A 26,129-nucleotide genomic window follows, 5' to 3' on the forward strand; every position below is an offset into this window, starting at 1 on the left:
CCACAAAAATATTTCCAAGATTATTTCCTGGAAATTTAAGACTTATATTAATTATACACTTTATTTTATTATTTTTCAATCATTATTTTTCCCATGAACAGGCTTCAAATCTTTTTTGGAAATTTGTATATCTATTTAATATTTCGGAATACTATTAGTAACTTTACACACTACAAAGATTAAAATCATTATAAGAAAAAATTTTTTTTTCCTTTTATTTTTCTCAATTTCACATAAAAAAACTTTAAACAAAATTACCCTGTTTAAAGTTTTCTTCTATAATATGTTTAGTTTATTCTATCGCTTTTTCTTCTCGCAAATTCAGAAAAATAGAATTTATCAACTCTATGACGACTCTCTGTATAATGTAGGAAATCTGTTCCTTCTGTGTATACATCACTTCGTAAAACTGCAATATGTTTGTGACCATTCAAATCAATATATGTTGAATCTTCCTCATTAGCAGGTTCAATTTTAAAATCCTTATTTCCATAAGAAATCTTAATACCTAAATCCTGTTCTAAATACTCATATAACGATTCCTCAACGCGATTAGTAGGAAGGTCTCCTATTGTATTCTTTCTTATATAATCTTTGTCTAATATTACTGCTTCTCCATCAACGATTCTTTGACGCACCAGATAGATTAGTTTTTCATCTGGCTTAACTAGACCAAGTCTTACTAAAAAATCTGGAGCATCTACTTCTTTATTCACTAACACTTTAGTCGTAGCTTCAACATCTTGATATTGACGGCGTTCTTTAAAACTTAATATCCCCGTAACAGGTAATCTAAATCTGTGAACATCTAGTACAATAGATCCCTTACCTTGAATTTTGTGGATATAACCATTCTCTAATAATAGAAATAATGCTTTTCTTATAGTTTCCCTAGAAACATTATATTCTCTTGCGAGTTCATTTTCACTTGGTAAGAGAGAGTTAGACCTGTATTGCCTATTCTCTATTTTTTCTCTTAGCTCTAAATAAATCTTAAAAAACTTATTCATGATTTCCCCCAAAATAAATAACTATATGTGTATATTTTACCATAATTCATCTAAATATTAAATGTTTTTTACTCAAAAACTTTTATAATTCTTACTATTTTTGTTAAATTGTGTAAATATGTAAACCAAATATTGTATAAACCTAATTACTTCAGCTATATTTATGTGTTATAATGATAATTGGAGGTGTAATAATGAGAAAACATATTATACAATTTCTTATTGTTTTAGAAAATTTTTCACTATTTATTAGTGGGATACTCGCCATAATATTTTACAATTGTTTTAATTTATATTTTTATAAAAACTTCTATCAAAAAGAAAATTTAGCCCCTAAAATAGGAACTACATATGAAGAATTAATAACAAATACCACTAATTTATTAGATTATCTTAATCATAAAGCAATGTTAAATCTTGATTGGTATACAGATAAAGATATACTTCATATGCAAGACGTTAGGACACTATATAGTTTAAGTTACAAAACAATGATATTTTTTATAGTAGTTTTTACTATTTCTACTATATTACTGATAATACTTTGTAAGAAAAGAACTGTTTTCTATATAACAAATACATTTAACAAAGTACTACTTGCATTTATTATAGTAATAGGTATCCTATCTTGTATTATTTCATATAATTTTACATCTTTTTGGATAAAATTCCATCAGTTGCTATTTTCAAACGATCTTTGGTTACTTAGTCCTGATGAATCGAACTTAATTCAAATGGTGCCTGAAGAATTCTTCATAAGTCTTATTACAACAATAATCTTACATATCTTTATACTATTTATTTCATTGTTTATATTAAATACTATAGTAAAAAAAAGAATAAAAAATAATTAATCTTAAAGATGATATTAAAAATTTAATTTCTTATAATTATGTGATATAATTAATTTTAGTTTCAAATAAATAAATTACGAAAGGATAAATTATGGCTCAAAATGATAAAAATGTTGTTACTGAAGATAAAGTAACATTTAGATTATGTGATGATTGCCTTGGTGTAAATCTTAAAACTTTGATTCCAAAACTAAAAAAGAAAGCACCTAATGCAGAATTTATCATAGGATGTCAATCTTATTGTGGACCTGGAAGAACTCAGACATTCACGCTTGTTAATAGTAGAATTTGTATAGCAGATACTGAAGTCGAACTGATGCCTTTAGTTGATGAAAAACTTAGAGATCGAATGAGTGCCGAAGACGAAGAAAAATACAGAAAACGTCTTGAACGTCGTCTAGAACGTACTTTCTACTTCATTATACCTGAAAATATAACGATTAAAGTTGGTGAAGAAGTAGATGTCGATAAAGAAGGCGTGATCGCTCGTAAAGCAGGAAAATCTTATCTTGATGATCTTATTATCGAAGGAGAAGTTGATAATACTAAACCTGGAACTTATGAACTTGTATATCGTGTTAATATCGATAATAAAGAACATAAGAGAAAAAGACTTATCACTGTTGTTGATGAAAACGTATAATCAATATTCATGAAATTATCAAAATATAAACCTAGAAGTTAAAAGCTATACATACCGCTACTTCTAGGTTTTTTCTCTATTTTCATGAAAAATATTTATACTGTTTTTTTGAAAATAACGTTTACTTTTTTTGTAAATATGATATAATATAAGTAAAGAAATAGAAGTCGGAGGTTATGATCATGGAAAATAAATATTCTAAAATTTTAGTCGCAGTAGACGGTTCAAAACAAGCTGAATGGGCTTTTAAAAATGCCGTTGCCATTGCTCAAAGAAACGAGGATGCAGAGTTATACATCGCGTCTGTTATTGATGCGACAATCGCAACTTCTGGTTTATCAGATCCCTACATTTTCAACTCTTTCTACAAACGTACTAAAGAATTAGTTGATAGCTATGTAGAATCTGCTAAAGAAGACGGATTAACTAAAGTATTCGGTATTGTTGAACAAGGTATTCCTAAAATTGTTCTTAGTGAAGATATTGTTGACGAAAAAGGTATCGATCTTGTAGTTTGTGGATCTTCTGGTTTAACTGGATTCAAACGTATGCTTATGGGATCAGTGTCTGAAGGTATCGTTAGATATGCTAAATCTGACGTAATCATCATTAAACAACGTTCTATCCCAGCGGATTTCGAAGCAACTATCGCTAAAAAATTCCAAGAAGAACAAGAAAAATAAGCATCTCTAAATTAGATTTAGATTAATATATTTTAATTTAAATTCATTTAAAATTTTTCCTTTTTATAATGAACGACGCATACATTATATGCGCCGTTCGTTTTTTATTAATATATCTTCTTAACTTTTAAACTATTATAATTCAAAGCTGCAAGTTGCACAGAATTCGGTCCAAAATACTTAGTATAATCATGAAGTTGCTGCTTATCATCATAAATATAAACTCTATCTCCGATACTTTCTTCTTCACCTATTTCTACTACTAGGTGACTCATCATCGTTGAGTAAATATTTCTCTCTTTACCATTAATTATACAAGTTTGCCCTTTTAATCTATCTCTTAGTATTCCATCACCATAACCAATATTAACAACCCCAACCTTCTTCTTAGCATCCGCTATATAAGAATTAGAGTACCCAATACATTCACCTTTATTCAAGGTTACTATATTAATTATTTCACCATAAACAGTAATTGGATTTTTTATAATCAAATCTTTTAAGGCCACTGGATTTTCCTTCACATTATAAGGCATAGCTCCATAAAGAATAATCCCTAATCTCTGATGTGTTGTTTTCTCAAAAACACCATCTCGTAAAAACGAAGCACTATTTTGTAAGTGAATTACTTCAAAATCATGATGTTTCTGTGCTTCATCAAGAACTTTCAATACCAATTCTTTTTCTTTTTCATAGAAACCATCAAACTCATCAGCAAATGAAAAATGAGACCAGAATCCTTTTAATTTTAGGGTGTTTTCTTTACAGAAATTTATAATTTCTAGTACTTCTTCCAGATTTCTTGCTCCAGCACGTCTCATACTACCCGCAAATTCCAATTGTAACGTTAAGTCTCTAACATTTTCAAGATTTTCTTTTAAATATTCAAGACTCGCTATATTTATCTCAACATTGTATTCTCTAACTAAATCAAAGTTATAAGTTGGATTTAAAAGAAAAATATTAGCATCTTCTCCTAATGTTTCTCTTATTACTTTACACTCTTCTTCTTTAGTCGTTGCAAAGTAATTTATCCCTACTTCTGAGTATAATTTTACACATTCTCTTAAATTTAAATTATACGCATTATTTTTAACTACAGCTATTATGTCCTGTGATCGTTCTTTTAAATTTATTGCATTTTGTCGTATGTTATTATAATTTAACTCAATTGTTGCCATAAAAATCCTTTCTTAGATAAAAGGGAGTGACTCAAAAATCGTGATTTTAGAGAAACCGATTTTTTAAAGCCACCCCCGCAAATTTCATCAGATATCTAGAAACTCTTATAAAGTAAATTTAGATATCTATAAACCACTGCGTTTATGAATTTTCATATAATCTTTTTAAATTTAGGACCTTTAAATCAGCCCTTTTTATATTACTTAAAATCAACAAAGTTATTTATTGTAATATCTCAATATTCCTAGGTAATATTTAACCCCTACTTTTAATATTTTTTCATCGAAGTTGAAAGTTGGTGTATGTAATCCTGAAACATAGTTTTTCTCTTCATTTCTTAAACCTAAAAAACTATAGTTTATAGGAGATAATCTACTAAAGAATGAGAAATCTTCCCCGTATAGATAAGCTTCTTCTAATTCAATATAATCAATGTTTTCTTTTTCTATAACTTTTTTAATTACTTGATAAGGAAGTTCATCATTAATTACCGCTGGATATCCTTCAGCAAAGTCAACACGAATACTTGCACCAGTAAGATGTTCAAGCCCTACACGCGTATTTTCAATTGCAGCTTTGATTGTAGCTAAATCTTCCATACTGTATGTTCTAATAGTTCCTTCTAGGTATGCATTCTCCGCAACAACATTCATAGCATCTCCACCGTACATTTTACCAATATGAATAATATTAGTATTACGAGCTTTTGTATGTAATGCATTAAGTTTTAACATCTCTTGGAAAAACATTGTAGCCACATTAAGAGCATCGATTCCAGTATTTTTTAAACCAACATGAGCTGCACGTCCTTTAATATAAATTCTATATTCATTAGCACTAGCCATGATTTCCTTTGGTTTAGAAACTATATGCCCTTCTGGATAATCAGGATTCATATGCAGGGCATAACTTGCTAAAATATTATACGGTGAAAAATCAAAATCATTAATTAATAAATTACCGCCACCGAAAGTCTCTTCAGCTGGTTGAAATACGAAAATACTATTCACCTTCGTACTATTATTTTTGTAATAATCAGCCGCTTCTATAACACTTCCTAAAAGCATAGTAGTATGTCCATCATGTCCACAAGCATGCATCACACCATCGTTATTAGATTTAAAATCAACATCATTTTCCTCTGTAATAGGTAATGCATCAATATCAGCTCTAAATAAAATCGTATCTTTAGTTTCTACGCTTGCTTTAAAGATTACCACCAACCCTGTCTCAAGAGTTTCTTGATATTCTATACCATATTCATTTAAGACACTAGCGATAAATTCTTTAGTTTTATGCTCTTCCAAAGATAACTCTGGATTTTGGTGCAGATGTCTACGCCATGATGTTAAATTCTCTTCAGTAATTACTTTCATCTTCTCTTCCTACTTTATTATAAGTTTCTTAATTCTGCGATAATATCTACTTTTTCTTCAGCAACTTCACTACGTGTTTTGATTACTCGCGCAGGAACTCCCGCTACTACATCTCCACTAGCTACATCTTTTGTTACTACACTTCCAGCTGCAACAACAGCGTTGTCTCCGATTTGCACACCTTCTAAAATAACAGCATTAGCTCCAATAAGAACATTGTTACCTACGCGTACTGGTGTAGCGTTAGCTGGTTCAATAACTCCTGATAACACAGATCCAGCACCAACGTGAGAGTTTTCTCCAACTTCCGCACGTCCACCTAAAATAGCATTCATATCGATCATAGTGTTTTTACCAATTTTAGCACCGATATTAATAACAGCACCCATCATAATAACCGCATTATCTCCGATACTAACGTGTTCGCGAATTGAGCAACCTGGCTCGATACGAGCGTTAAACTGAGTTAAATCAATCATCGGCACACCACTATTACGGCGGTCATTTTCTACACGGTGATTTAGTACTGCAGCTTTATTAGCTTCGTAAAATTCCACCCAATCAGTGAAATCCGCAAAAATAACTCTTGAGTTCCCTTCACCATAAACTTCTAAAGTTTCTGGAAATTCTACATCAGCGCTAAAATTAACATAAACTTTAACCGGTGTTTTCTTTTTAGATGTCGCTATAAATTTAATAATCTCTTCTGTTGATTTCATTTCTTTCTCCTATTATCTATATGATTTTTTTTCTATTTTATATCTAATTTTTACATATGTCAAACTAACTTTATTATAATATTCTTTGTTTAAGTAGAATACCCATCCACTTTCTTCATTAATCTAGTAATAAACTCTCAATTATACCTGTATGACTCATTTGAGTCGCTTCTGACTTTATTATTTAATACCTAATACATCTTTCATAGAATATAATCTAGGTTCTTCTACACCATTAAGCCACTGTGCAGCTGTAACAGATCCTTTTGCGAACATTTTTTTACTTAGAGCTGTATGTTTAATCTCGATTACCTCATCTTCTCCAGCAAAAATCACTTCATGTTCCCCTACTATAGTTCCACCACGAACCGCGTGAATTCCAATCTCTTTTTCTTGGCGTTTCATATCCCCGTGACGACCATAAATTCTATTATAATCTTCTACGTCTTTAACCGCATCTACTAACATTTTTGCAGTTCCACTAGGTGCATCCACTTTTTTATTATGGTGTTTTTCAATAACTTCGATATCATATCCTAGTAGTAATTCACTAGCTTTTTTCACTAATTCTACTAAGACATTTACTCCTAAGCTGTAATTCCCTGCATAAACTACACCTACTTGCGTAGCTAGTTCATCGATTAATTCCAATTCTTCTGGAGTGTGTCCAGTTGTCGCAATTACAACTTTTGTTGCTGTACGTTTTGCATATTCAACTAATTCAGCAGTTCCAGCATGATGTGAAAAATCAATAATCACATCTGCAATCTTTTCTAATTCTTCATATGAAGTATAAGTAGGAAATTTCTCTTCTAATAATTCACGGCCTACACCTGCAACAATTTCTAAATCAGTACTATCTTGAATATAGTTTTTTAGAACTTGTCCCATCGTTCCATTATAACCACTTAATAAAACTCTCATTTTTACTCTCCTTGTAATGAATTAAGTTTTACAATCTCTTGCTCTAATTTTGTTGCTAATGTTGGCGCAACGTGTGTCATTGGTAGACGATAGTGACAAGCTGATTTTCCAATTAATTCTACACATTTTTTAACTGGCATTGGGTTTGGTTCAGCAAATAACATGTGGATGAAGTCTAAATATTTAAGTTGTAATTCAAACGCTTTGTCCACTTGTCTCTCTAAAGCATATTTACACATTAAGTGAGTTGCTTTTGGATAAATATTAGCTAAAACAGAGATTGTCCCTTTACCACCAGCTAAAATAATAGGTACATTGATGTCATCATTTCCTGAGTAAATATCAATTTTATCCCCTACTAAGTTTCTAACTGCTAAAGTATGAGCGATATCCCCTACAGCATCTTTGTACGCCACGATATTTTTGTGTTGAGATAAGTGTAAAATAGTTTCAGGCGCCATAACTTGTCCAGTTCTTCCTGGTACATTGTAAAGAACGATTGGTAAATCAACACTATTCGCGATTGCTTCAAAGTGTTCGATTAAACCTTGTTGGCTAGTTTTAATATAATAAGGTGTTACTACTAATAACGCATCTGGTCCTAATTTTTCAATTTCTTTGCTTAATCTAATTGAGTGAGCTGTATCGTTAACCCCACTACCTGCGATAACAGGTACACGTCCTGCTACTCTATCAATAGCGAATTTAATTACCGCTACTTGCTCATCGTCAGGCATAGTTGAACTCTCACCAGTAGTTCCCGCTACGATAATCGCATCTGTACCTTCACTAATTTGGAATTCAATTAATTCTCCAAAAGTCTCATAATCTACACTTCCATCCTCGAAAAATGGTGTTACTATTGCTACTCCGCTTCCTGTATAAATTGTCATAATCTTGTTCTCCTTGTTTCTATCTTTTATTGTTTTTGTATTAAAATTAAATATCTTGTCTAATTAAATCTTCTAAAGTCTCACCTTTTACTACTAGGCGACTAGTTCCATCTTTTACAAACACAACCGGTAATTTTGGTAATCTATTGTAATTGCTACTCATACTGTAGTTATACGCTCCTGTCGATGATACTAATAGTAAGTCACCTTGCTCAGCTTTAGGTAATTTCGCATCCATTACTAGCATATCTCCAGATTCACAACACTTACCAGCAACTGTATAAGTTGTATCAGCTTCTTCATTCATCTTGTTGGCTAACATCGCTTCGTATTTTGCTTTATATAATGCATAACGAGGATTATCTGCCATACCACCATCAACGAACACATATTCACGACCTGCAAAAGTATTCTTAACTCCACCAACACTGTATAATGTGCTACCAGCATTACATGTTAAACTTCTACCAGGTTCAATAACTACCTTAGTTAAATCTAAACCGAAATTATCACTTTCACGTTCAACTACTTCTATATACTCTCTTAAAAATTCAGCAAGTTCAAAAGGTCTATCTTCTTCAGTATAATAAACTCCGAAACCTCCACCTAGATTAAGAACACTTATAGTTAAACCTAATCTTTCTTGAACTTTTTTCGTGAATTCCATTACTACTTTTACTGCTTCGAAAAATGAAGTTTTCTCGAAAATTTGTGATCCGATATGTGAGTGGAATCCTACAAAATTAAGATTACTTTGATTATTAATATCTGCGATTAACTCATAAATTGTTTCATCGTATACTGAGTAACCAAATTTCGAGTCATCTTTTGCTGTTTTGATGTATTCATGAGTATGAGCGTCGATTCCTGTATTAATTCTTAATAATACGTCTACTCTATTTCCACTCTCTCTTACGATTTCATTAATCATTTCATATTCATAGTCATTATCTATGACGATAGTTCCTACACCAACTTCAAGAGCATATTGTAGTTCCTCGCGAGTTTTATTATTTCCGTGGAAATAAGCTTTCTTCATATTATATCCAGCTTTGTACGCTGTATGAATCTCTCCGAGTGACACTACATCAACACCTAAGCCCTCTCTACTAGCAATTCTCAACACCTCTAAACAACTAAAAGCTTTCGATGCAAAAAGAACTTCTGTATTGAACTTCGAACTTTTAAAGTTATTAATAAAAGTTCTACATTGGTTCACTAGCATATTCTCATCATAGATATAAAGTGGTGTCCCGTATTGAGCCTTTAACTCACTAACTCCAACTCCCGAAATATTCAGTTCACCATTTTCTACCGTCATACCATCAAATAATCTCATTACTTTCTCCTTCATAAAATGTTATAAAAAATAGACTACAAGAACAAAAGGTCCTTGTAGTCTAGCTTATATTTCTATCCTATTCCTCTTGCCCTTATTATAAAAAGCTCACCATGAAGAAAATGGGCATTTTCTAATGACAGTGCTATGCCTATTCGACATAACCCCAGTGAAATTAATCACTTCGGCGATGCTACCTTTTAAATTAGTCATCGCGGCCTCTTTTTATAATACTTATCTATTTACGTTGTATAAATAATATCATGTTTTAAAACTATTGTCAATAGTTTTCAGAAAATTTTTATAATATTCTAGTTTTGGTGTTTACATATACACAATTAGTATTGGTTGTAATTACTCTTTAAAACAACTATAATATACTCATATTAAAAGAAGATTGCACAATATACTCTTCTTAATATAAAAATAAAGGATTATAAAATATGATTGAATTCACAAAAAATGACGACTTAAATAAAATTATCAATGACAATGACATAGCGATTATTCAATATGGCACTGCTACATGTATGCCATGTCACTCAATAAAGAACAGAATTACTACATGGCAAGAAGATCACAAAGACGTCGTAGCATACTACATTTCATTAGAAGAAAATATGGAAATTGCTGCTCAGCACGGTATCCTTTCTTCACCTACTGTAGAAGTATATATCGAAGGAAGACTATCTATTCAAAAAAGCGGCTACTTTAGTCTAGATGAAATTCTAGAAAAAGTTAGCACTGTAAGTGAACAAATGAAATAAAAAATAAGAGCGATTCAAAGTTATTTTTTTCGAATCGCTCTTATTGTTAATTATTAATTATTTTGCTAATATATCTACAGGTTCTTCACCCAGTAACAGTTTTACATCATTAATGTCAACAATTCTAAAACCTTTAATTTTTGATTCCAATTGCCTTACTGACTTAGTCACCCTAGATGTATCAACAAGTAAAATTCTCTCAACTCCAGGTAAAGCTTTTTCTGCTCTCTTAAGGAAGATTTCAACATGTTCAGGATGAAGATATGAATTTCCTCTATAAGATTTTATCTCAATAACATATTTCTTACCATTTTTTTCAAGACATAGATCAAAATCCCTACTTCTATTTTTCAGTTCTTGAACATCATAACCAACTTTTCTAAATGCATATGCAAGTAATAACTCTTTCCCAATTGGCGAAGCTAATTTTTCTAAGGCTACAAGTAATGGTTTTGGTTTAATCTTAATAATAGCTTTCCTCAACCCCTCAGGATCTTTTGAAGAGAGTTTCAGATTAAATCCAATTATATAATCTTCTACTATAGCAAAATGTCCATGTGCTATAGAGTTTCTAATAGCTGTTAGTAAAGCATTAATTTTTGAAAAAGTAGTATACTTCGCAACTATTATTTTTTGACAATTAGGACAAATATTCCCCTCAAAAAATTTCCAATCATCATTACTTATTACATCCTTCGAACCTATCCACTTCACATCACGACTTTCATTCATTCCCATTTGATCCATAACATAGGTAAATGAAAATTCATCATATATCTTATCAGAAACTAATTCATTTTTAATAGATTGATATGAATCAATATTAGGAGTATACCAAAGTAAATTTTTTATTACCTTATCCATATCATCTGAAAGCTTAATCGGTCTAGGGCTGTGTTCTATTTTATAATCTAGCTCTTTTCTATTGCCGCAACATCTTTTAAACATATCCTTCTCCTCAAGTTAGTAATAATTTGAAATCAGTTTATATCAATTTTATTATAGCATATATCATATACATAAAAAAAGACACGTATAGATTATATAAATGTTTTTAGGAAGGAATACTAAGGTTTTAAAACCTAAAGATTTTTGATTAGCTTTTGTCTCTCATTTACATAGTCTTAAAAATATAATTTTAATTCTAAATATTGTAAGAATATCTTTTCTGACAAGATTTCTAGTGCTATAATAAAAGTAGGCTACTAGCCCGGAAGGGAGGTGTTTATATGGTTGATATATTCATCCAAGTTCTTGTTGGGCTATTTGTGGGAGTTATTCTCCTATTTATAGAATATTTTTATTTCCTAAATGATAAAAACAACAAGAAATAGTAGTCTTATTTAGGCACGACGTATATGTATCACTTCATGTATGAATATATATTAGCCTATTAAAATGAGTACGCTAATACATATAAAAAAGCAACTGAAACACCACTTCAGTTGCTTTTCGTGTTTATATGTGAATATATTCATCCAATTCACTTACTTACATTTTAACACGTCCATTTTCTTCTTGTCAATTAATTTGAAGGAAAGGATATAGTAAAATTATTACAAATAATTTATTCTACAACTACTATAATTTCTACGAATGTAATGAGTTAAGAAATTATTAGTAAAGTCAATATACCCGACTACCCTTACTTTTCAAATACTAATATAAATCTATATTAATTTTGTTAGCTAACTTTTACTATATTATCTTATTATCTTTACTCCACAACAAACCTACTCCATAATTTATAGACTTGTTTGATTTCCTTAGTTTCTAAGTTCCAAGTTCTCAATTCTTCTTTTATTAGTTCTGGAAATTTTCTACTTATATCTCTTAATGCATTCCCTACTGATTTTCTTACATATTCACTAGCATCTTCTTTTAATGCTGCTATTCTTTTTATTGCTTCTTGTGGATTTTCTTTGAAATAAGGTCTACTAGTCCATATTCGTAATCCTTCTGTGACAGCTCTTCTAATATTAGGATTATCGGAGTTTAACCACTCGTCAATTATAGGTATTGAATTTTCATAACCTTTATTTTTACAATATTCATCAAATGATTTCGCTAATACCTCTTGTACTCTCCAATTGTCATCTCTAGATACTTCATCTCTCATAAAAGTTAAAATATCACTATCATCAGATAAGTATCCAAAGAGAAATACACCGTACATTCTAACTTGATATACTTTAGACTCATAGGATAAGAAAGCTAACTTCTTAATATAAACTCTATCGTTATTTTTATAGTCAGCTAAGGCTCTTTTCTCTTCTTCCTTGAATCCACTCTTTATTAACGAGAACTCTTTCTCTAGGCTTTTAATATATTCTTTCAAATTTATTCACCACCATATTATTCCTAAAAAAAGCATATAGAATGTAAAACACTCTATATGCTTAAGGATGAATTGCTAAAATTAGTTGTTAGCTTTTAAGAAATCAACAGTTTTTTGGATTACTAACTCCCCACGTAAGTCTTCAACACTAATACGTTGTTTGATTCCTTCTTCAGTCATGTTGTACATAGTAGCAAGTTCTTTAACTTCTGCATCGATATCAGCGTCTGTTACTTCAACTTTTTCTACTTCAGCGATTTCACCTAATACGAATGAAGTTTTGATTTTGTTTTCTGCGTCAGATTTCATTTCAGCTTTAAGTTCAGCTTCCCCTTTTCCTGTGAATTGTTGGTATAAATCAAATGATAATCCTTGACGAGATAAGTTTCCAGTGAATTGTTCAAACATAGAGTTAACTTCTTGTTCTACTAATTTTTCTGGTACAGAAAGTTTTGCATTTTCTACAGCTGTAGAAATTACTTTATCAGAATAAGATTTTTCTGCTAAGTTTTCTTTTTCTAATTTGATTTCTTCTTTTAATTTTTCTTTGTATTCAGCTACTGTTGAAGCTGCTTCTTTAGAGAATTCTTTAACGAATTCGTCAGTTAATTCTGGTAAAACTTTTTCTTTTACATCGTGAACTGTAACTTCAAATTTAGCTTCTTTACCAGCTAGGTCAGCTACTTGGTAGTTTTCTGGGAATGTTACGTTAACAACTGTGTCAACTGGTGCAACTTTTCCTTCTAATTGTTCTTCGAATCCAGGAATGAATGAACCTGATCCTAATTCTAATTCGTAACCTTTAGCTTCTCCACCTTCGAAAGCTTCATCTCCGATAAATCCTTTAAAGTCGATAACTACGATATCACCTTTTTTAGATTCTCCTTCTTTGATTTGCCATTCAGCTTGACGGCTTAATAAGCTATCTAATCTTTCTTCTACATCAGCATCAGTTACTTCTACTGAGTCTTTTTCTAATCCAAGGTTTTTGTATTCACCTAATTCAACGTTTGGTTTAACAGTAACAACTGCTTCGAATTTAACACCTTCTTCTTTGCTGATTTCTTTAACATCGATATCAGGCATAGCTAATGGTGAAACTTCTAATTCGTCGATAGCTTTAGTGTAAGCTCTTGGTAATACATAATCAACTGCATCTTGGTATAATGCTTCTTCACCGTACATTTTGTTGAATACGGCTCTTGGTAATTTACCTTTTCTGAATCCAGGTGCGTTAACACGTTTAACTGCACGTTTGAATGCTTGGTCTAATCCTTTCGCAAATTCTTCTTTTGTTGCTGAAAAAGCGATAACTACTTTTCCATCTTCTTTATTTAAAATTTGTGACATTTATTTTTCCTCCAAAAATACTTTTAAGCATCATCAAAAATGTTAGTATAAAAATACTAAAAACTCTTGATTAATTATATAGTAAATAGCGTAAAAAGTCAATAATTACACATCTAAATTATTGTTTTCAAAAGTAATTTCCATACTTTCAAAAAATTTTCTAACTATAGATAATTTAATACTAAATTACAAAAAAATTGTAATACTTCTTGCTTTTTTATTATCTACCTACTATTTTTTTACTAAATTCTTTTATTAATTTATCATTCTCTCTAAAGTTTGGGTAATATTTTCCTAACAATGCATAAAATCTAGGTGTGTGATTCGTTTCTAGTAAATGAGTAAGCTCATGAACAACTATATGTTCTAAACACTCAATCGGATATTTTACAAGTTCATAGTTTATCCAGATTCTTTTCGCTTCAATATTGCAAGTTCCCCAGCGTGTTTTCATCTTTTTAATTCTTAGTTGTTCAGCGCGGACACCCATGATTTTTTCGTATTTATTACTAAACTCTAAAGCTTTGTTATAAAGAACTTTTCTCAGATAACTTGTAACTATTTGTTCTCTGTCTTGATCTTTATCCTTTATAACTAAAATGATTTTATCATCGGATAATCTTACTACATTCTTATTTCCTAATTTTACTTCTAAAACAAATTCTTTTCCGAAAATAATATGTTTTTCACCAGTTACATACTGTTTCATAGTATAGTCATTCATTAATATATTGTTTCTTCTTAATTTAATTTCATCGATATTGTCTCTAATTAATTTTTTAATAAGATAGTTAGGTGTTCTTGGCGGGGCACTTACTACTACATCAGCGTTTTTTTCGACTTTTAAATAAATGTTTTTCATATTTTTTCTGTATTTAATCGTAACGACTAAATCATCCACATTTATTACTTTTTTCATACTACCCCTCCTCATATTATTATTTTAATTCACAACCTACTAAAGCAGTCCCAACTCGAATATGAGTCGCTCCTTCTTCAATCGCAGTTTTATAATCATTACTCATACCCATAGATAAAAATTCACACGGTGCATATGGCAATTCAAGTTCTTTTACTTCATCACGAAGCTGTCTTAATTTTCTAAAACAATTACGCAACACATCTTCATCATCAACAAAAGGCGCCATTGTCATTAAACCTACAACTTTAATTTTTGAATATTGTTCTAATGATTTTATAAAATCTACTGTTTCATCCGCTGTTAATCCATGTTTACTTTCTTCACCAGAAACATTAACCTGCACGAAACAATTGATTTCTTTTTCCGCACGTTTTTCGATTTCCTTTGCTAAGCTATCTCTATCTAGAGCATGGAAATAGTCAACCTCGTTAATTACATCACGTACTTTTCTAGTTTGCAAACTTCCTATTAAATGCCAAGCCTTATCAGAATATTTACTTTTTCTCTCAACATAATTTTGAGGACGATTTTCAGCAAAATCTGTAATTTTCGCTTCTATCGCTTCTTCAACTCTAGCATCTGTAACATATTTAGTTACAGCTATTAGTTTCACTTCATCGGCATTTCTACCGACTTTTTCACAAGTTTCAGCTATTTCTTTTGTTATAGTCTCAAAGTTTTCTCTAACGTTCATTTTCTCTCCTACTTACTCTATATTTAATTGCTATATTATAATTATAACATGATGATAATTATTTTGTTATTAATTCAATAAAAAAAGACACCTATTAAATAGATGTCACAACAAGTAGTCGGACGGAGTCGCACCGCCATTTCTCTTTTCAGAGCGTATTCCTTATTCAAACCACAGCCCTACTTGTTACCCTAATTATATCAACTTTCTTTTCTCTATTCAAATTATTTCTATAGTATTCTACTATACTTTTTTTATTAAAAAATTGAAAGTAACAAGAAAACCTTATTACTTTCAATTTATTTTATTATTTTTTAGGTACTAGTTCCAATACTTTATCCTTAGGAACATTTCCTATAGATTCACTCGTATATTCTCCTTTTACCCATTTTTCTATTTGGTCATCATAATTATCACTCAAGAAATGACCACTTTGACCAGGTCCTACAATATGATGTCCAGTTTTAGCCTCAAAGTCATAAACAAATCTCCAAGAAGCACCGTGATTTACAAGTCCTTCTTCGTTTTGTTTCGCTGCTTGAACTGTAACTTTAGAACCTGAAATTGGATATTCTTTCGGATTTAAAAAGAATGCTAACAGTGCTGAAGATTTAGAAAGTGGATGTCTGAATCCTAATTTATGCGCCTCTCCCCATTTCCATTTAGATACGTTTGTTCCATATTTCCCTTCTAGTTCATTTATAGTTTCATTTAAACTATTAGTTAATACTTCTTGAAGACCATTTTTCTCCTCAATAAGATTTACTTTTTTACCATTTATGCTATCTCTAAGTATCTTATCTACATAACTTTCTTTATGTGGCATAAATTTATATACATCTGCTGCCATCTTATCTTTTAGTATATAAGATTGGATTTTTTTCGTCCACAGATCGAAAATTAAAGGAGCTGCTTCATCTTTCTCATCTACATTATTCCATGATTTTAGTTTATCAACTATTTCTTTTTTAGAAATTTTATCAACATTTATATTTTTTAAAAAGTTTGATAAAAACTCTTGAGAATATAGATTTTTTGTATCCATTTGAAGTTTCTTCATATCATCAACTGTTAAATTATTTTTCTTTGATAATACCTCATCGATTCGTGCTTTTCTAAATGGTTGTGCCCAAACATTTGATGTGTGATAATCAGTTTTCACAGTTTCAGTGTTTGCTGTCGCTATAAAGCCTTCTTCTGGATTAACAAGCTTCGGCAATTTATCATAAGAGATATATCCACTCCAACCATAATCACTACTATATCCTGGAACAGGAAGATTACCATCACCTTTTTTCCTAATCGGTACATTCCCATTTGATTTATAAGCTATATTTCCATCATTATCCGCAAAAACAAAGTTTTGAGCAGGTGCTTTGAATTTTTCCAATGATTTCTCAAATTCTTGCCAATTTTTCGCTTTATCCATATTTAAGATAGCTTCTAGTTCTTGTGTAGATTCAAGTGCTGTCCACTGCATTGAAAAACTCGTATCTTTATTTCCTAATGGTTTCAACAGTTGATCAATTATTGGACCATGCTTCGTATTGACAACCTCAAAATCAACAGCATCTTTTCCTTTTACTTTTATTGAATACTTATCAACTTTAGCATCATAGTATTCATTATCATACTTAAATTTATACGGATTATTCTCTTGTCGTTTTTCAATATAAAGGTCTTGAACATCAGGTCCAAAATTCGTAACTCCCCATGCGATATGTTCATTATGACCAAGAATAATACCCGGTACCCCTGGGAAAATAACCCCTGAAACTTTGTTATTCGGTGTTGAAAGCGACATCTGATACCAAACTGATGGAGTGCCTAATCCTAAGTGAGGATCATCTGCTAATAATGGCTTACCAGATTTAGTTTTCTTACCAGAAACAACCCAATCATTGCTACCATTTTCCATCGGTGGTCGCTCAGCCCTAGCTGTATTCTTATCTATACTCACATCTATACCTTGATTTGCTTTTATAATTTCTTCAGTATCTTTATTTTTTGAAAAACTTTCAGGAAGTATCTGTTTTAGATTTTCTTCACCTAAATTGTTTAATATCCAATTATTAAATCCTAGATGATCCCAGTGTCCACCTAAATCATAAGCCATATACTTCCCAACTGTTAATGAATCAATAGGACTCCAATTTTCCGGAGAATATCCTAATAAAGAAAACTCATAAGGTAATTTATTATCTCTCTTAGCTTCTTCAATAAATGCATTTACTCCTTGAGCATAATTTTCTAATATTTTTTTAGCTTCTTCTGAGTAATCCTTATAAGATTCTTCTGCTGCTTTTCTTAAAGAAAAAACTAGAAATTTCTTATCATTTTCTAATGCTGCTTCACCAACTACTTCAGAAAGTCTACCACTCGCTTGTCTTCTCGCTAAATCCATCTGAAATAATCTATCTTGAGCATGAATATAACCCTGAGCTTTGTATAAATCATTATCATTTTCAGCTTCAACTGTAGGAATTCCATTTTTATCTCGAGATATTTTCACACTCTTGTCTAATATCTTTAATTCTGTCTTCCCTTCTACTGTCGGTAAAGATTTATGAACAAAGTAATAACCATAACCTCCTACCAACAATAGCAAGGTTACTAACACTATTGCTAATCTTTTTAAAATCTTAATAACTTTATTTTTCATAAGTCCTCCTAAAAAATAAATTATACTAAGAATTATATTAGCTTTATCAACTTTTTGCAAACTGATATTTCCTAAAAAAACTCTAAATAAGTATAGTATTTTTTTTACTTTTATTTAATAATTATTATTTGATAGATACTGTCTATCTCTAAAGAATACTAGCAATATAGACCTAATGTATTTAACTTTACTATTTACCTAATAATGAATTTTCTTGTCAGATTTCTTGATATTTTTTAATATTTTACTATCTCATTACTTCAATATACTTATATTTTTATAAAAATTTCATAAAAAAATTTCCGAAGAAACTGAATTCCTCGGAAATTACGCTTCACGCTTATATTTTTCTGAATTTCTTATTAATATTATTCTTAATCCCAAGAAGAAATATATTATACAACTAATAAATAATATACCTAAACTAAAGATCAATAATAAAATACTATACACTAAAAATAGGAATGCTACAATATTGTGATTGATTCCTTTTTTTAGAATCACAAATAATAATAGTAAAAACAAAACTATTAAAAGTGCGAAATATACCCAAGCCAGTTGTCCCATCACCTGGAAGATAAAGTGAATATCCTTCGTAGAAACATTGGCACTATCTTGAGTAAGACGCGTTTGTTCACGAATTTGATCAACTATCTTATTTCTTAAATACTCGTTTCCTACATATCCTCGAAATAGATTAATCATCCCACCAACAAATGCAATATATACAATATAAACTATACTAGAGATAAGTAATAATATCTTCTCTAATTTATCAAAATACATTAATTCTCACCTTTATTTTTGCAGTTAGCACAAGTTCCATAAAATGATAACGAGTTATCTTGAACCTCAAAAGAATATTCTTTTTTCATATATTCAATAAGTTTATTAAATATTGGGTTAGATACTTTTTCAATACTATTGCAGTTAGTACATATTAAATGATGATGAAGTTCGTCATCTACAGATTGTCTCAAATGATATTTTGAAACACCATTACTGAAAGATATTTTCTCTAAGATTTTTAATTCATAAAAAATATCTAGAGTTCTATAAACGGTAGCTATACCAATGTCTGGTGTCTTTTCTTTCAGAATAAAATACAGTTCCTCTGCACTAAGATGTTTATCTTCATTTTCTACTAAAATCTCTACGATTTTCTCCCTTTGTGGAGTTAATTTATATGGAGATTTTTGAATAATTTTAATTATTTCATCATAAATACTCATATACTATTTCGCGCCTTTCCTATTTTTTAAGTAAGCTAATGCAAGCATAGTCTTACTATCAGTAATAACATTATCATCTAAAAGCTTGAATGCTTCTTCGATTTTATATTTTCTTAAATTAATAAATTCATCATCATCTGGATCAATTTCTCCAGCATATTCTAAATTGTCAACATAGTAGATCGTGATTAATTCAGAGCTATATCCTAATGCTACGTGAATATCGCATAGTTTTTCCAGTCTTTCTTCCTCTACTACATATCCAGTTTCTTCACGTAATTCTCTAATTGCAGATAATTTCTTATTATCTTCACCTGGTTCTAGTTTTCCTGCAGGAATTTCTAAAGTCACTGCTTCTATAGCTTTTCTATATTGTTCAACAAGAACTACTTCATCATTTTTTGTTAAAGCTAATATTGCTACAGCACCCCTATGATTTATCAGCTCACGTTTTGAAGTTTCTCCATTAGGCAAAGTTACCGTATGTACTTCTACATCTAAAACTTTCCCCTTAAATATTTTTTCAACTTCAATAGTTTTTTCTTCTAAATTCATTTCCACAATCTCCTCTACATTTTTATAAACTATATTCTTCCAGATCATGTGCTATCTTCACATTACATTTATCATGCAATGATTCTATAGCCTCTTTTTCAATATTTCTATCATATCTAGCACTAATATGTGTCAGGAATAAACTCTCAACCTTACTTTGTGCTATTATTTTCTCAATATCTAAAATACTTAAATGATAGTTTTTTCTCGCATGGTGTGCATCTTCTTTAAGTAAATAAGTGCACTCTGAAATAATAATATTACTGTTTTTAACAAACTCCCCTAAACCATCAAAGTATCTAGTATCTGGTATAATCGAAATCTCTTTTTCAGGCTTATCTTCAGATAAAAATTCACTTGAATTATACATTATTCCATTAAATTCAAAAGTATCTGCTTCTTTAATTTCTCTATAAAATGGTCCTGGCATAATCCCTAATTCTTTCAGTTTGTTTGCATCCAAGCTCCCTTTTTGTTTTTTGAATAAAATTTTATATCCAAAACATTCAATATTATGAGCTAAAGGATAACTAAAAACAGCTACAGATTTATTATCTATTATACACTGTTCACTAGAAATTTCAATATATTCTACGCTATAAGAAAGTGAACAATGTGTGAACAACAAATTGTTTTCTATAAAATCTTTAATACCCACTGGTCCATATATAGTAACATCCGAAGCATTTGTGTCTAAAAGGAAACTTCTAGATGATAAAAACCCTATTAATCCAAGGACATGATCTGCATGAAGATGGCTTATAAAAATTTTAGTTATTTTTGTTGGCTTAATATTTGTTCTTAAAATTTGATGCTGTGTCGCTTCTCCACAATCAAACATCCAACACTCTTTCAATTCTTGCATAAAATTAAAAACAAAGCTCTGTGTATTTCTAAATTTTCCAGGAAGCCCTGCTCCTGTACCTAAAAATTGTACTTCCATCGTATTCCTCAATTCAATTTTCTAAAATAATAGTGGCCTAAAAAGAAACCAATTTAAGCCACCTTATGTAATTTATAGTTTAACTACAAAAATCTGCGCATCTTGTAGACATGTAATCACATGCTCTACTCCTGCTGGGATTTCTAATAGTTCAAATTCATTTACAGTTTCTACTTCTTCTTCAAAAGCTACTGTAATTTTCCCACTAATGTTTAGTAATAAAATATTTTTATCATTACTATATGAGTCTGTTTGGTTCCCTGTTTTCAGATTCATGTGCACTACTTGATATCTATCGTTTTCTAAAACAATTCCACCTAACAATGCATTTTTATCTAATTTTATTTTTTTCATAGTCTTATCTTCCTTTGCGTTTGTATAACCCATCTTCTTCAATCATAATTAATTTATTCTTGAATAGTCTTCCTACAGCACGTTTAAAGCTTCCTTTACTCATTCCAAATACTGCTTTAATCTCTTCTGGATCAGATTTGTCAGTAAATTCGCAATAACCATTATTTTCAATATAGTCCATTATAGCTTGACCATCGCTATCCATTCTTTCGTGTGCACGAGGTAAGAATGAACCGTTGATTTCACCATTATCTTTAACTCCTATAACACGTAGAGTAACTTTCTCTCCAAGGCGTGGTTCTTTCTCACGTTCACTTTCATGAACGAAAACTTTGTAACCATCTTTTGTTAGTAAGAATGTTCCTACACGCATTAAACGATAAGGATAAGCTTCAATATCCTTGTTCTTCATACTCTTAGTAGCCTTTGAATATAATGATGCTACGATAGTTTCTGTCGCTAAACGAGCGAATAATTGTCCGCTGAAATCACGACGAAGTGTAATAAATAGCTCATCCCCTTCTTTTGGCCATACACTTCTTAACTTAGGTAAATCTTCTCCTAAAAGTGGGATTTCACGAGAGAACCCAATATCAAGCCCTATCCTATCTTCCTCAACTTTTACAACTTTACTAAATGCATAATCACCATAAGTTACTTCTGGTATATTTGGTGTAGCGAATAATTTCCCACTACGTGAAGGATATACGAACATTGAATACTCTTCTCCAATTTCGTAATCATCTAAACTTTCAACGTCAGATTCGTTACAGCTTATTTCTTCATCATTCGGTCCTTTAAAAACTAATGATGAACTTTTCTTTTCTACTAACTCTAAGAAATGAATTTCTCCAGTAATAAATTTTATATCTTCTCTTTCCATCAAGTACCTCTTTCTTTTATTTTTGTTAAATGGGAGTGACTCAAAAATCGCGATTTTGAAGAAATCGATTTTGTCGAGTCACTCCCGCAAAGTTTATTAGATATCTAAAAAGCTTTTATAAAGCGCATTTAGATATCAATAAACCACTGCGTCTATGAGTTTTCATATGAACTTTGTTAAATTTTAGAGCTTTTGGGTCAGCCCCTTTCTCATAAAAAAAGGCTGATACCTAATATCAACCTTTAAATTAATCGGTAAAAGTAGTATCAGGGCGTACTTACTTAACCATATTTTTTATTTGTTTTAATTGATTTACTCTTATTTCCTTTGGAAGGAATCTTCTTATTTCATCTTCATTATACCCAACTTGTAATCTCTTATCATCAACAATGATAGGTCGTCTAAGCATTCCTGGATTATCTTGAATAACTTTATATAACTCCTGAATAGACATACTTTCGATATCCAAGTTTAATTTTTGGAACGTTTTTGATCTAAAGGAAATTATATCTTCTGTTCCGTGCTCTGTGATAGATAAAATGTCTTTAATTTCATCTGTTGTTAGAGCTTCTGAAAAAATATTTCTTTCCACAAAGTCTATATCATTTTCTATAAGCCAAGCTTTTGCTTTTCTACAAGAAGTACAACTAGGCGATGTAAACAACGTAACTACCACCAGCACTCACACTCCTTTATAAAAATAACATTAATATTTTTATAATTCTATATACTACTATATTATACTACATATATTATCGTTTTACAATATACTATTAATAAAAATATTTTAATTTGTCAACTAAAAACACTTATTTTACATTGTTTCACGCTTGACTATCCTTGTAAACACAAGAATAATGTTACACCCTTACATTTTTTATTTGATTAGTTAAAATAAATTATATAATAATAAACTCATAAAACACTTCTTTACATAATCTAACTATCATATTATACAATCTAAAACTAAAACATAAATAAAATCTATCAAAATTCTCTAATTTTTCCCTAAAATTATTATCTAGAGCGGCTACTTTATACCTTATACTGAAATTGACAAAGTATTTTATGTGTGTTATCATAGACATATGCCAGCATGGCGGAATTGGCAGACGCACTGGACTCAAAATCCAGCGATGGCAACATCGTGCCGGTTCGACCCCGGCTGCTGGTATATCATTAAAGACAAGGTTTTTAAGCCTTGTCTTTTTTATTATTTATACTTTTTTCGGAATAAAAGTTACTAGAAATAACTTAGTAAATTTTTTATTAAACTATCTCAACGGATAATAATCTAAATAATATATGTATTATGAATATTAACTCAACAATTGAATTAATAAAAAAACCCATAATAATCCAACTTGGAAAAGCTGCTGGTAGTATTGCAATTGAGGCCACGAAAAATAAATTGAATATAAAAGTATAATAGCAAATTGAAATCAACCTGTGCCAAAGCGATTCATAACCCTTATATTTCTGATCATATAGCAGAATTCTCAACGAAGAAGAAAATATTATCGCAATTGCTGATAAAATAAAACCAATAATAACTGTCAGTATTGTAATTATGGATTCAGTTTTTATATAAAAAAAACTACTTGAAAAATAAGATACTAATAAACATACAACTACTACAATCAAAGATACATTTCTATCCTTTTTACTTAGCCCTATCATTAGCAAGCTCCTTAATCTCTCTTTGAAGATTTACTTTAACATCTTCCGCATCAAATTTACCTGAATTTTTTTCTGCACTAATATCTATTTTCATAATAAAATTTTCTTGATTATAAATACATTCAAATCCCTTCTCGTCTTTACCTCGTATTAACAATCCACTAAGAGCATACCTATCTTCTTCCTCCATTAGTTCTTTTATTAATTTTATAGGACGAAATCTATGTGAATTAGCTTTTATATCTAATGTTAAATCTATATCATCTGTTACTCCAGTTAAATCTACTAAGGCAGTCTTTTTTTTCGAATCCGTTGAAAAAAGATTATTTTGAGTTGAAAATTTAATTTCCTCAACTGTTTTAATAATATCTAAAAAGGTATCTTTCCCCTTATACATACCTTTTAATATATAATTATTTCCTGTAATTTTATGTATAATGTGTTCAAAATGTTTTTTAAATCGTATATCTGATAAATACAATAAATTTGTTTTAAAATCATAATATACAAATAATTGTTTTAATAATTCAATTTCTGTTTCTTTTCTAGGGTTTTCTCTTTTCACTTTTGAGTTTATATCTATAACAAAATCATCTCTAGGTTCTGCACTTCCTGACTCAATAGCGAAAAACACACCATCCCCTTCTCTTCTTACTAATATATGATCTATCCCTTTTGGTGAATCCTCATTCTCATCTAACTCTTCTGGGAAATCTTCTTTATTTGGATACTCCCATCTTAGTCCAGAGTTTATATTTTCTTTTAATAATCTCCAAATCGAAAAAGTAATTGTAGCCATACTTATTCTCCTTTATTTTTTATTATATTATATCATTTTTTTAACAGTAAATCATTAGATTCAATAAATACACAATAGTTTAATATAAATTTACCCATATATTATCTTCACTTACTTTTTATACAGATAATTTTCTCAGCGAATTTATAATCTTACATATCACTATTTTGCTTTACAAGATACCTTTACTATGGTACTATTATGTATAACAAGATAGCGTGAATTTTTAGCCTTTATACTAATAACTAAAAACTAAGAAAGGAGGTTTCAAAATGGAAATTAATACTTCTCAAATACTAAAAGGCACATTAGAAGCATGCATTTTACAGCTAATTAAAAACAAAGAAATGTATGGCTACGAGATAACTGAACAACTCTCCAATTATGGACTTGATATGGTTGCTCAAGGAACTATATACCCCCTACTATTAAAACTAGAAAAAGAGAATTTAGTTACTAGTTATTTGAAAGAAAGTAACTTTGGACCTCCGAGAAAATATTATTCTATTACTGATCAAGGTAAAGAATATATAAATTCATTTAAAGATATATGGGGAAATATAAGTACAACAATTACAGAGATTATGAAAGATAAATAATATAAGCAAGGAGGATGCATTATGAATACAGCTGACCTACTAAAACATAATAATGAACTCAGACTACAACTTAATGAAGAAAATAAGAAATATTATGAGGAGCTTCTAGTCGCTTGTCGGATAAAAAATACTGCGAAAAATGAATCTGCTCTAGAAATTCAATTACTAGAAATATTACAAGATTTGATTTTATATCAAAAACAAGGAAAGAGCTTTATCGATGTTTTTGGAAATGATATAAACAAATTATCTTCATCAATAATTGCAGAACTACCAAAGGAAAACAAAATGAAAATATTTAGATTTTCTTTAGTTTATCTTTTAATTCTGATTATTAGTTCTTTAGCACCTTCAATATTTTCTAGAACTATCCAACCAATTCTAACAATATTATCTATAGTAGTATTAGTCTTAGGTTCTTTGATTTGCTTATACCTACTAATTTATAAAAAAACAGATAAAAATAAGTGGTTTATATATATTTCATCATTAATAATATTTGAAGTATCATTTGGTCTAATACCTATCTTAGATAAATTGGGAATAATTCCAAAGTACCTTTCTCAAAAAGTAACAATATCAACTAACTTCTTATACATCTATGGAATTTTTAGTGCACTTTCTTACATATACATTTTTTTAACTTTCAAAAAATACTACTCTAAAAAGATATAATAAAACTACCCGACTAAATCTTTAGTCGGGTGTTCCTTCGTTAAAGTTCACCT

28 protein-coding genes, 1 tRNA gene, 1 pseudogene and 1 riboswitch are annotated in these 26,129 nt (G+C 30.1%); of the genes and pseudogenes, 8 read left to right on the forward strand and 22 right to left on the reverse strand.

The features are described 5' to 3' along the window. Positions 1-287: 287 nt before the first annotated feature. Positions 288-1,010 carry a trehalose operon repressor gene (gene treR / locus FOC48_RS06870; RefSeq protein ID WP_003147302.1) on the reverse strand — a complete coding sequence of 241 codons (723 nt, stop codon included), beginning with the start codon at positions 1,008-1,010 and terminating at the stop codon, positions 288-290. A 194-nt stretch (positions 1,011-1,204) separates the two neighbouring features. Here treR and FOC48_RS06875 point away from each other — a divergent pair, with 194 nt between their 5' ends. The 4 genes and pseudogenes from FOC48_RS06875 (at position 1,205) to FOC48_RS06885 (ending at position 3,190) form a co-directional block, all read left to right on the forward strand. Further along, a complete protein-coding gene (locus FOC48_RS06875) occupies positions 1,205-1,864 on the forward strand; it encodes a TIGR01906 family membrane protein (protein ID WP_003147303.1) in 660 nt (219 codons plus the stop codon). A 91-nt stretch (positions 1,865-1,955) separates the two neighbouring features. Further along, a pseudogene (locus tag FOC48_RS10205) lies at positions 1,956-2,270 on the forward strand (immunoglobulin-like domain-containing protein); the annotation flags it as partial. A gap of 33 nt (positions 2,271-2,303) precedes the next feature. After that, entirely contained in the window at positions 2,304-2,507 is a 204-nt protein-coding gene (locus FOC48_RS10210; RefSeq protein ID WP_419470980.1) for an immunoglobulin-like domain-containing protein, read from the forward strand. A gap of 182 nt (positions 2,508-2,689) precedes the next feature. Next, complete coding sequence (locus FOC48_RS06885) at positions 2,690-3,190, forward strand: universal stress protein (protein WP_003147306.1); 501 nt, start codon at positions 2,690-2,692, stop codon at positions 3,188-3,190. Positions 3,191-3,297: 107 nt separating this feature from the next. Here the strand turns inward: FOC48_RS06885 and FOC48_RS06890 are convergent, their stop codons facing one another. The 6 genes from FOC48_RS06890 to lysA all read right to left on the reverse strand — a co-directional run bounded on the left by FOC48_RS06890 (position 3,298) and on the right by lysA (position 9,638). Beyond that, the gene (locus FOC48_RS06890) at positions 3,298-4,371 is read right to left on the reverse strand and encodes an alanine racemase (protein WP_003147307.1); all 1,074 of its coding nucleotides are present in this window, start codon (positions 4,369-4,371) and stop codon (positions 3,298-3,300) included. Positions 4,372-4,590: 219 nt separating this feature from the next. Beyond that, entirely contained in the window at positions 4,591-5,748 is a 1,158-nt protein-coding gene (locus tag FOC48_RS06895) for a M20 metallopeptidase family protein (protein WP_003147308.1), read from the reverse strand. 17 nt (positions 5,749-5,765) lie between these two features. Next, a complete protein-coding gene (dapD, locus tag FOC48_RS06900; protein ID WP_003147309.1) occupies positions 5,766-6,467 on the reverse strand; it encodes a 2,3,4,5-tetrahydropyridine-2,6-dicarboxylate N-acetyltransferase in 702 nt (233 codons plus the stop codon). Between the two features lie 180 nt (positions 6,468-6,647). Further along, a complete protein-coding gene (gene dapB, locus FOC48_RS06905) occupies positions 6,648-7,391 on the reverse strand; it encodes a 4-hydroxy-tetrahydrodipicolinate reductase (protein ID WP_003147310.1) in 744 nt (247 codons plus the stop codon). Positions 7,392-7,393: 2 nt separating this feature from the next. Next, positions 7,394-8,284 carry a 4-hydroxy-tetrahydrodipicolinate synthase gene (gene dapA, locus FOC48_RS06910; RefSeq protein ID WP_003147311.1) on the reverse strand — a complete coding sequence of 297 codons (891 nt, stop codon included), beginning with the start codon at positions 8,282-8,284 and terminating at the stop codon, positions 7,394-7,396. Positions 8,285-8,330: 46 nt separating this feature from the next. Continuing rightward, the gene (gene lysA, locus FOC48_RS06915) at positions 8,331-9,638 is read right to left on the reverse strand and encodes a diaminopimelate decarboxylase (RefSeq protein ID WP_254263174.1); all 1,308 of its coding nucleotides are present in this window, start codon (positions 9,636-9,638) and stop codon (positions 8,331-8,333) included. Between the two features lie 81 nt (positions 9,639-9,719). Beyond that, positions 9,720-9,855: riboswitch (Lysine riboswitch) on the reverse strand. 211 nt (positions 9,856-10,066) lie between these two features. Here lysA and FOC48_RS06920 point away from each other — a divergent pair. Continuing rightward, complete coding sequence (locus FOC48_RS06920; protein ID WP_003147313.1) at positions 10,067-10,390, forward strand: thioredoxin family protein; 324 nt, start codon at positions 10,067-10,069, stop codon at positions 10,388-10,390. A gap of 57 nt (positions 10,391-10,447) precedes the next feature. On the opposite strand, the gene FOC48_RS06925 is transcribed toward FOC48_RS06920, so the two are convergent. The 13 genes from FOC48_RS06925 to spxA all read right to left on the reverse strand — a co-directional run bounded on the left by FOC48_RS06925 (position 10,448) and on the right by spxA (position 22,999). Beyond that, the gene (locus FOC48_RS06925) at positions 10,448-11,338 is read right to left on the reverse strand and encodes a restriction endonuclease (RefSeq protein ID WP_003147314.1); all 891 of its coding nucleotides are present in this window, start codon (positions 11,336-11,338) and stop codon (positions 10,448-10,450) included. Positions 11,339-12,107: 769 nt separating this feature from the next. Continuing rightward, positions 12,108-12,728 (reverse strand): DNA alkylation repair protein, encoded by a 621-nt coding sequence (locus FOC48_RS06930; RefSeq protein ID WP_003147315.1) that lies wholly within the window; start codon positions 12,726-12,728, stop codon positions 12,108-12,110. Between the two features lie 81 nt (positions 12,729-12,809). After that, positions 12,810-14,078 carry a trigger factor gene (gene tig, locus FOC48_RS06935; RefSeq protein ID WP_003147316.1) on the reverse strand — a complete coding sequence of 423 codons (1,269 nt, stop codon included), beginning with the start codon at positions 14,076-14,078 and terminating at the stop codon, positions 12,810-12,812. A 220-nt stretch (positions 14,079-14,298) separates the two neighbouring features. Then, positions 14,299-14,997, reverse strand: a complete 699-nt coding sequence (locus FOC48_RS06940) for a M48 family metallopeptidase (protein ID WP_003147317.1) — start codon at positions 14,995-14,997, stop codon at positions 14,299-14,301. Positions 14,998-15,016: 19 nt separating this feature from the next. Next, entirely contained in the window at positions 15,017-15,694 is a 678-nt protein-coding gene (locus tag FOC48_RS06945; RefSeq protein WP_003147318.1) for a YggS family pyridoxal phosphate-dependent enzyme, read from the reverse strand. 307 nt (positions 15,695-16,001) lie between these two features. Further along, a complete protein-coding gene (locus tag FOC48_RS06950; protein ID WP_035467016.1) occupies positions 16,002-18,356 on the reverse strand; it encodes a penicillin acylase family protein in 2,355 nt (784 codons plus the stop codon). 327 nt (positions 18,357-18,683) lie between these two features. Continuing rightward, positions 18,684-19,142, reverse strand: coding sequence for a DUF4064 domain-containing protein (locus FOC48_RS06955; RefSeq protein WP_003147320.1), 459 nt, complete (start codon positions 19,140-19,142; stop codon positions 18,684-18,686). After that, on the reverse strand, positions 19,142-19,588 hold the full coding sequence (locus FOC48_RS06960) for a Fur family transcriptional regulator (RefSeq protein ID WP_003147321.1): 447 nt from the start codon (positions 19,586-19,588) through the stop codon (positions 19,142-19,144). The genes FOC48_RS06955 and FOC48_RS06960 overlap by 1 nt, the downstream gene beginning before the upstream one ends. 3 nt (positions 19,589-19,591) lie before the next feature. Next, on the reverse strand, positions 19,592-20,143 hold the full coding sequence (locus tag FOC48_RS06965; protein ID WP_003147322.1) for an NUDIX hydrolase: 552 nt from the start codon (positions 20,141-20,143) through the stop codon (positions 19,592-19,594). Positions 20,144-20,165: 22 nt separating this feature from the next. Beyond that, a complete protein-coding gene (gene rnz / locus FOC48_RS06970) occupies positions 20,166-21,086 on the reverse strand; it encodes a ribonuclease Z (RefSeq protein ID WP_003147323.1) in 921 nt (306 codons plus the stop codon). A gap of 72 nt (positions 21,087-21,158) precedes the next feature. Then, positions 21,159-21,440, reverse strand: a complete 282-nt coding sequence (locus tag FOC48_RS06975) for a hypothetical protein (protein ID WP_035467019.1) — start codon at positions 21,438-21,440, stop codon at positions 21,159-21,161. A gap of 4 nt (positions 21,441-21,444) precedes the next feature. Then, positions 21,445-22,323, reverse strand: a complete 879-nt coding sequence (locus FOC48_RS06980) for a CvfB family protein (RefSeq protein WP_003147325.1) — start codon at positions 22,321-22,323, stop codon at positions 21,445-21,447. Positions 22,324-22,600: 277 nt separating this feature from the next. After that, positions 22,601-22,999, reverse strand: coding sequence for a transcriptional regulator SpxA (gene spxA, locus FOC48_RS06985; protein WP_172497960.1), 399 nt, complete (start codon positions 22,997-22,999; stop codon positions 22,601-22,603). 414 nt (positions 23,000-23,413) lie between these two features. On the opposite strand from spxA, the gene FOC48_RS06990 reads away from it, so the two are divergent. Then, positions 23,414-23,497 (forward strand) — tRNA-Leu (locus FOC48_RS06990). Between the two features lie 95 nt (positions 23,498-23,592). Here FOC48_RS06990 and FOC48_RS06995 read toward each other — a convergent pair. Together FOC48_RS06995 and FOC48_RS07000 are read right to left on the reverse strand one after the other, a co-directional pair. Beyond that, on the reverse strand, positions 23,593-24,003 hold the full coding sequence (locus FOC48_RS06995; protein WP_003147327.1) for a hypothetical protein: 411 nt from the start codon (positions 24,001-24,003) through the stop codon (positions 23,593-23,595). Then, positions 23,987-24,802, reverse strand: a complete 816-nt coding sequence (locus FOC48_RS07000) for a hypothetical protein (protein ID WP_003147329.1) — start codon at positions 24,800-24,802, stop codon at positions 23,987-23,989. The genes FOC48_RS06995 and FOC48_RS07000 overlap by 17 nt, the downstream gene beginning before the upstream one ends. Before the next feature lie 272 nt (positions 24,803-25,074). Here FOC48_RS07000 and FOC48_RS07005 point away from each other — a divergent pair, with 272 nt between their 5' ends. Together FOC48_RS07005 and FOC48_RS07010 are read left to right on the forward strand one after the other, a co-directional pair. Beyond that, a complete protein-coding gene (locus FOC48_RS07005) occupies positions 25,075-25,401 on the forward strand; it encodes a PadR family transcriptional regulator (RefSeq protein WP_003147331.1) in 327 nt (108 codons plus the stop codon). Positions 25,402-25,422: 21 nt separating this feature from the next. Then, on the forward strand, positions 25,423-26,076 hold the full coding sequence (locus FOC48_RS07010; protein ID WP_003147332.1) for a DUF1129 domain-containing protein: 654 nt from the start codon (positions 25,423-25,425) through the stop codon (positions 26,074-26,076). Positions 26,077-26,129 lie beyond the last annotated feature (53 nt).

Origin of the sequence: Gemella haemolysans, assembly GCF_012273215.1 — a bacterium.
GTDB classification, from domain to species: Bacteria; Bacillota; Bacilli; order Staphylococcales; family Gemellaceae; genus Gemella; species Gemella haemolysans_A.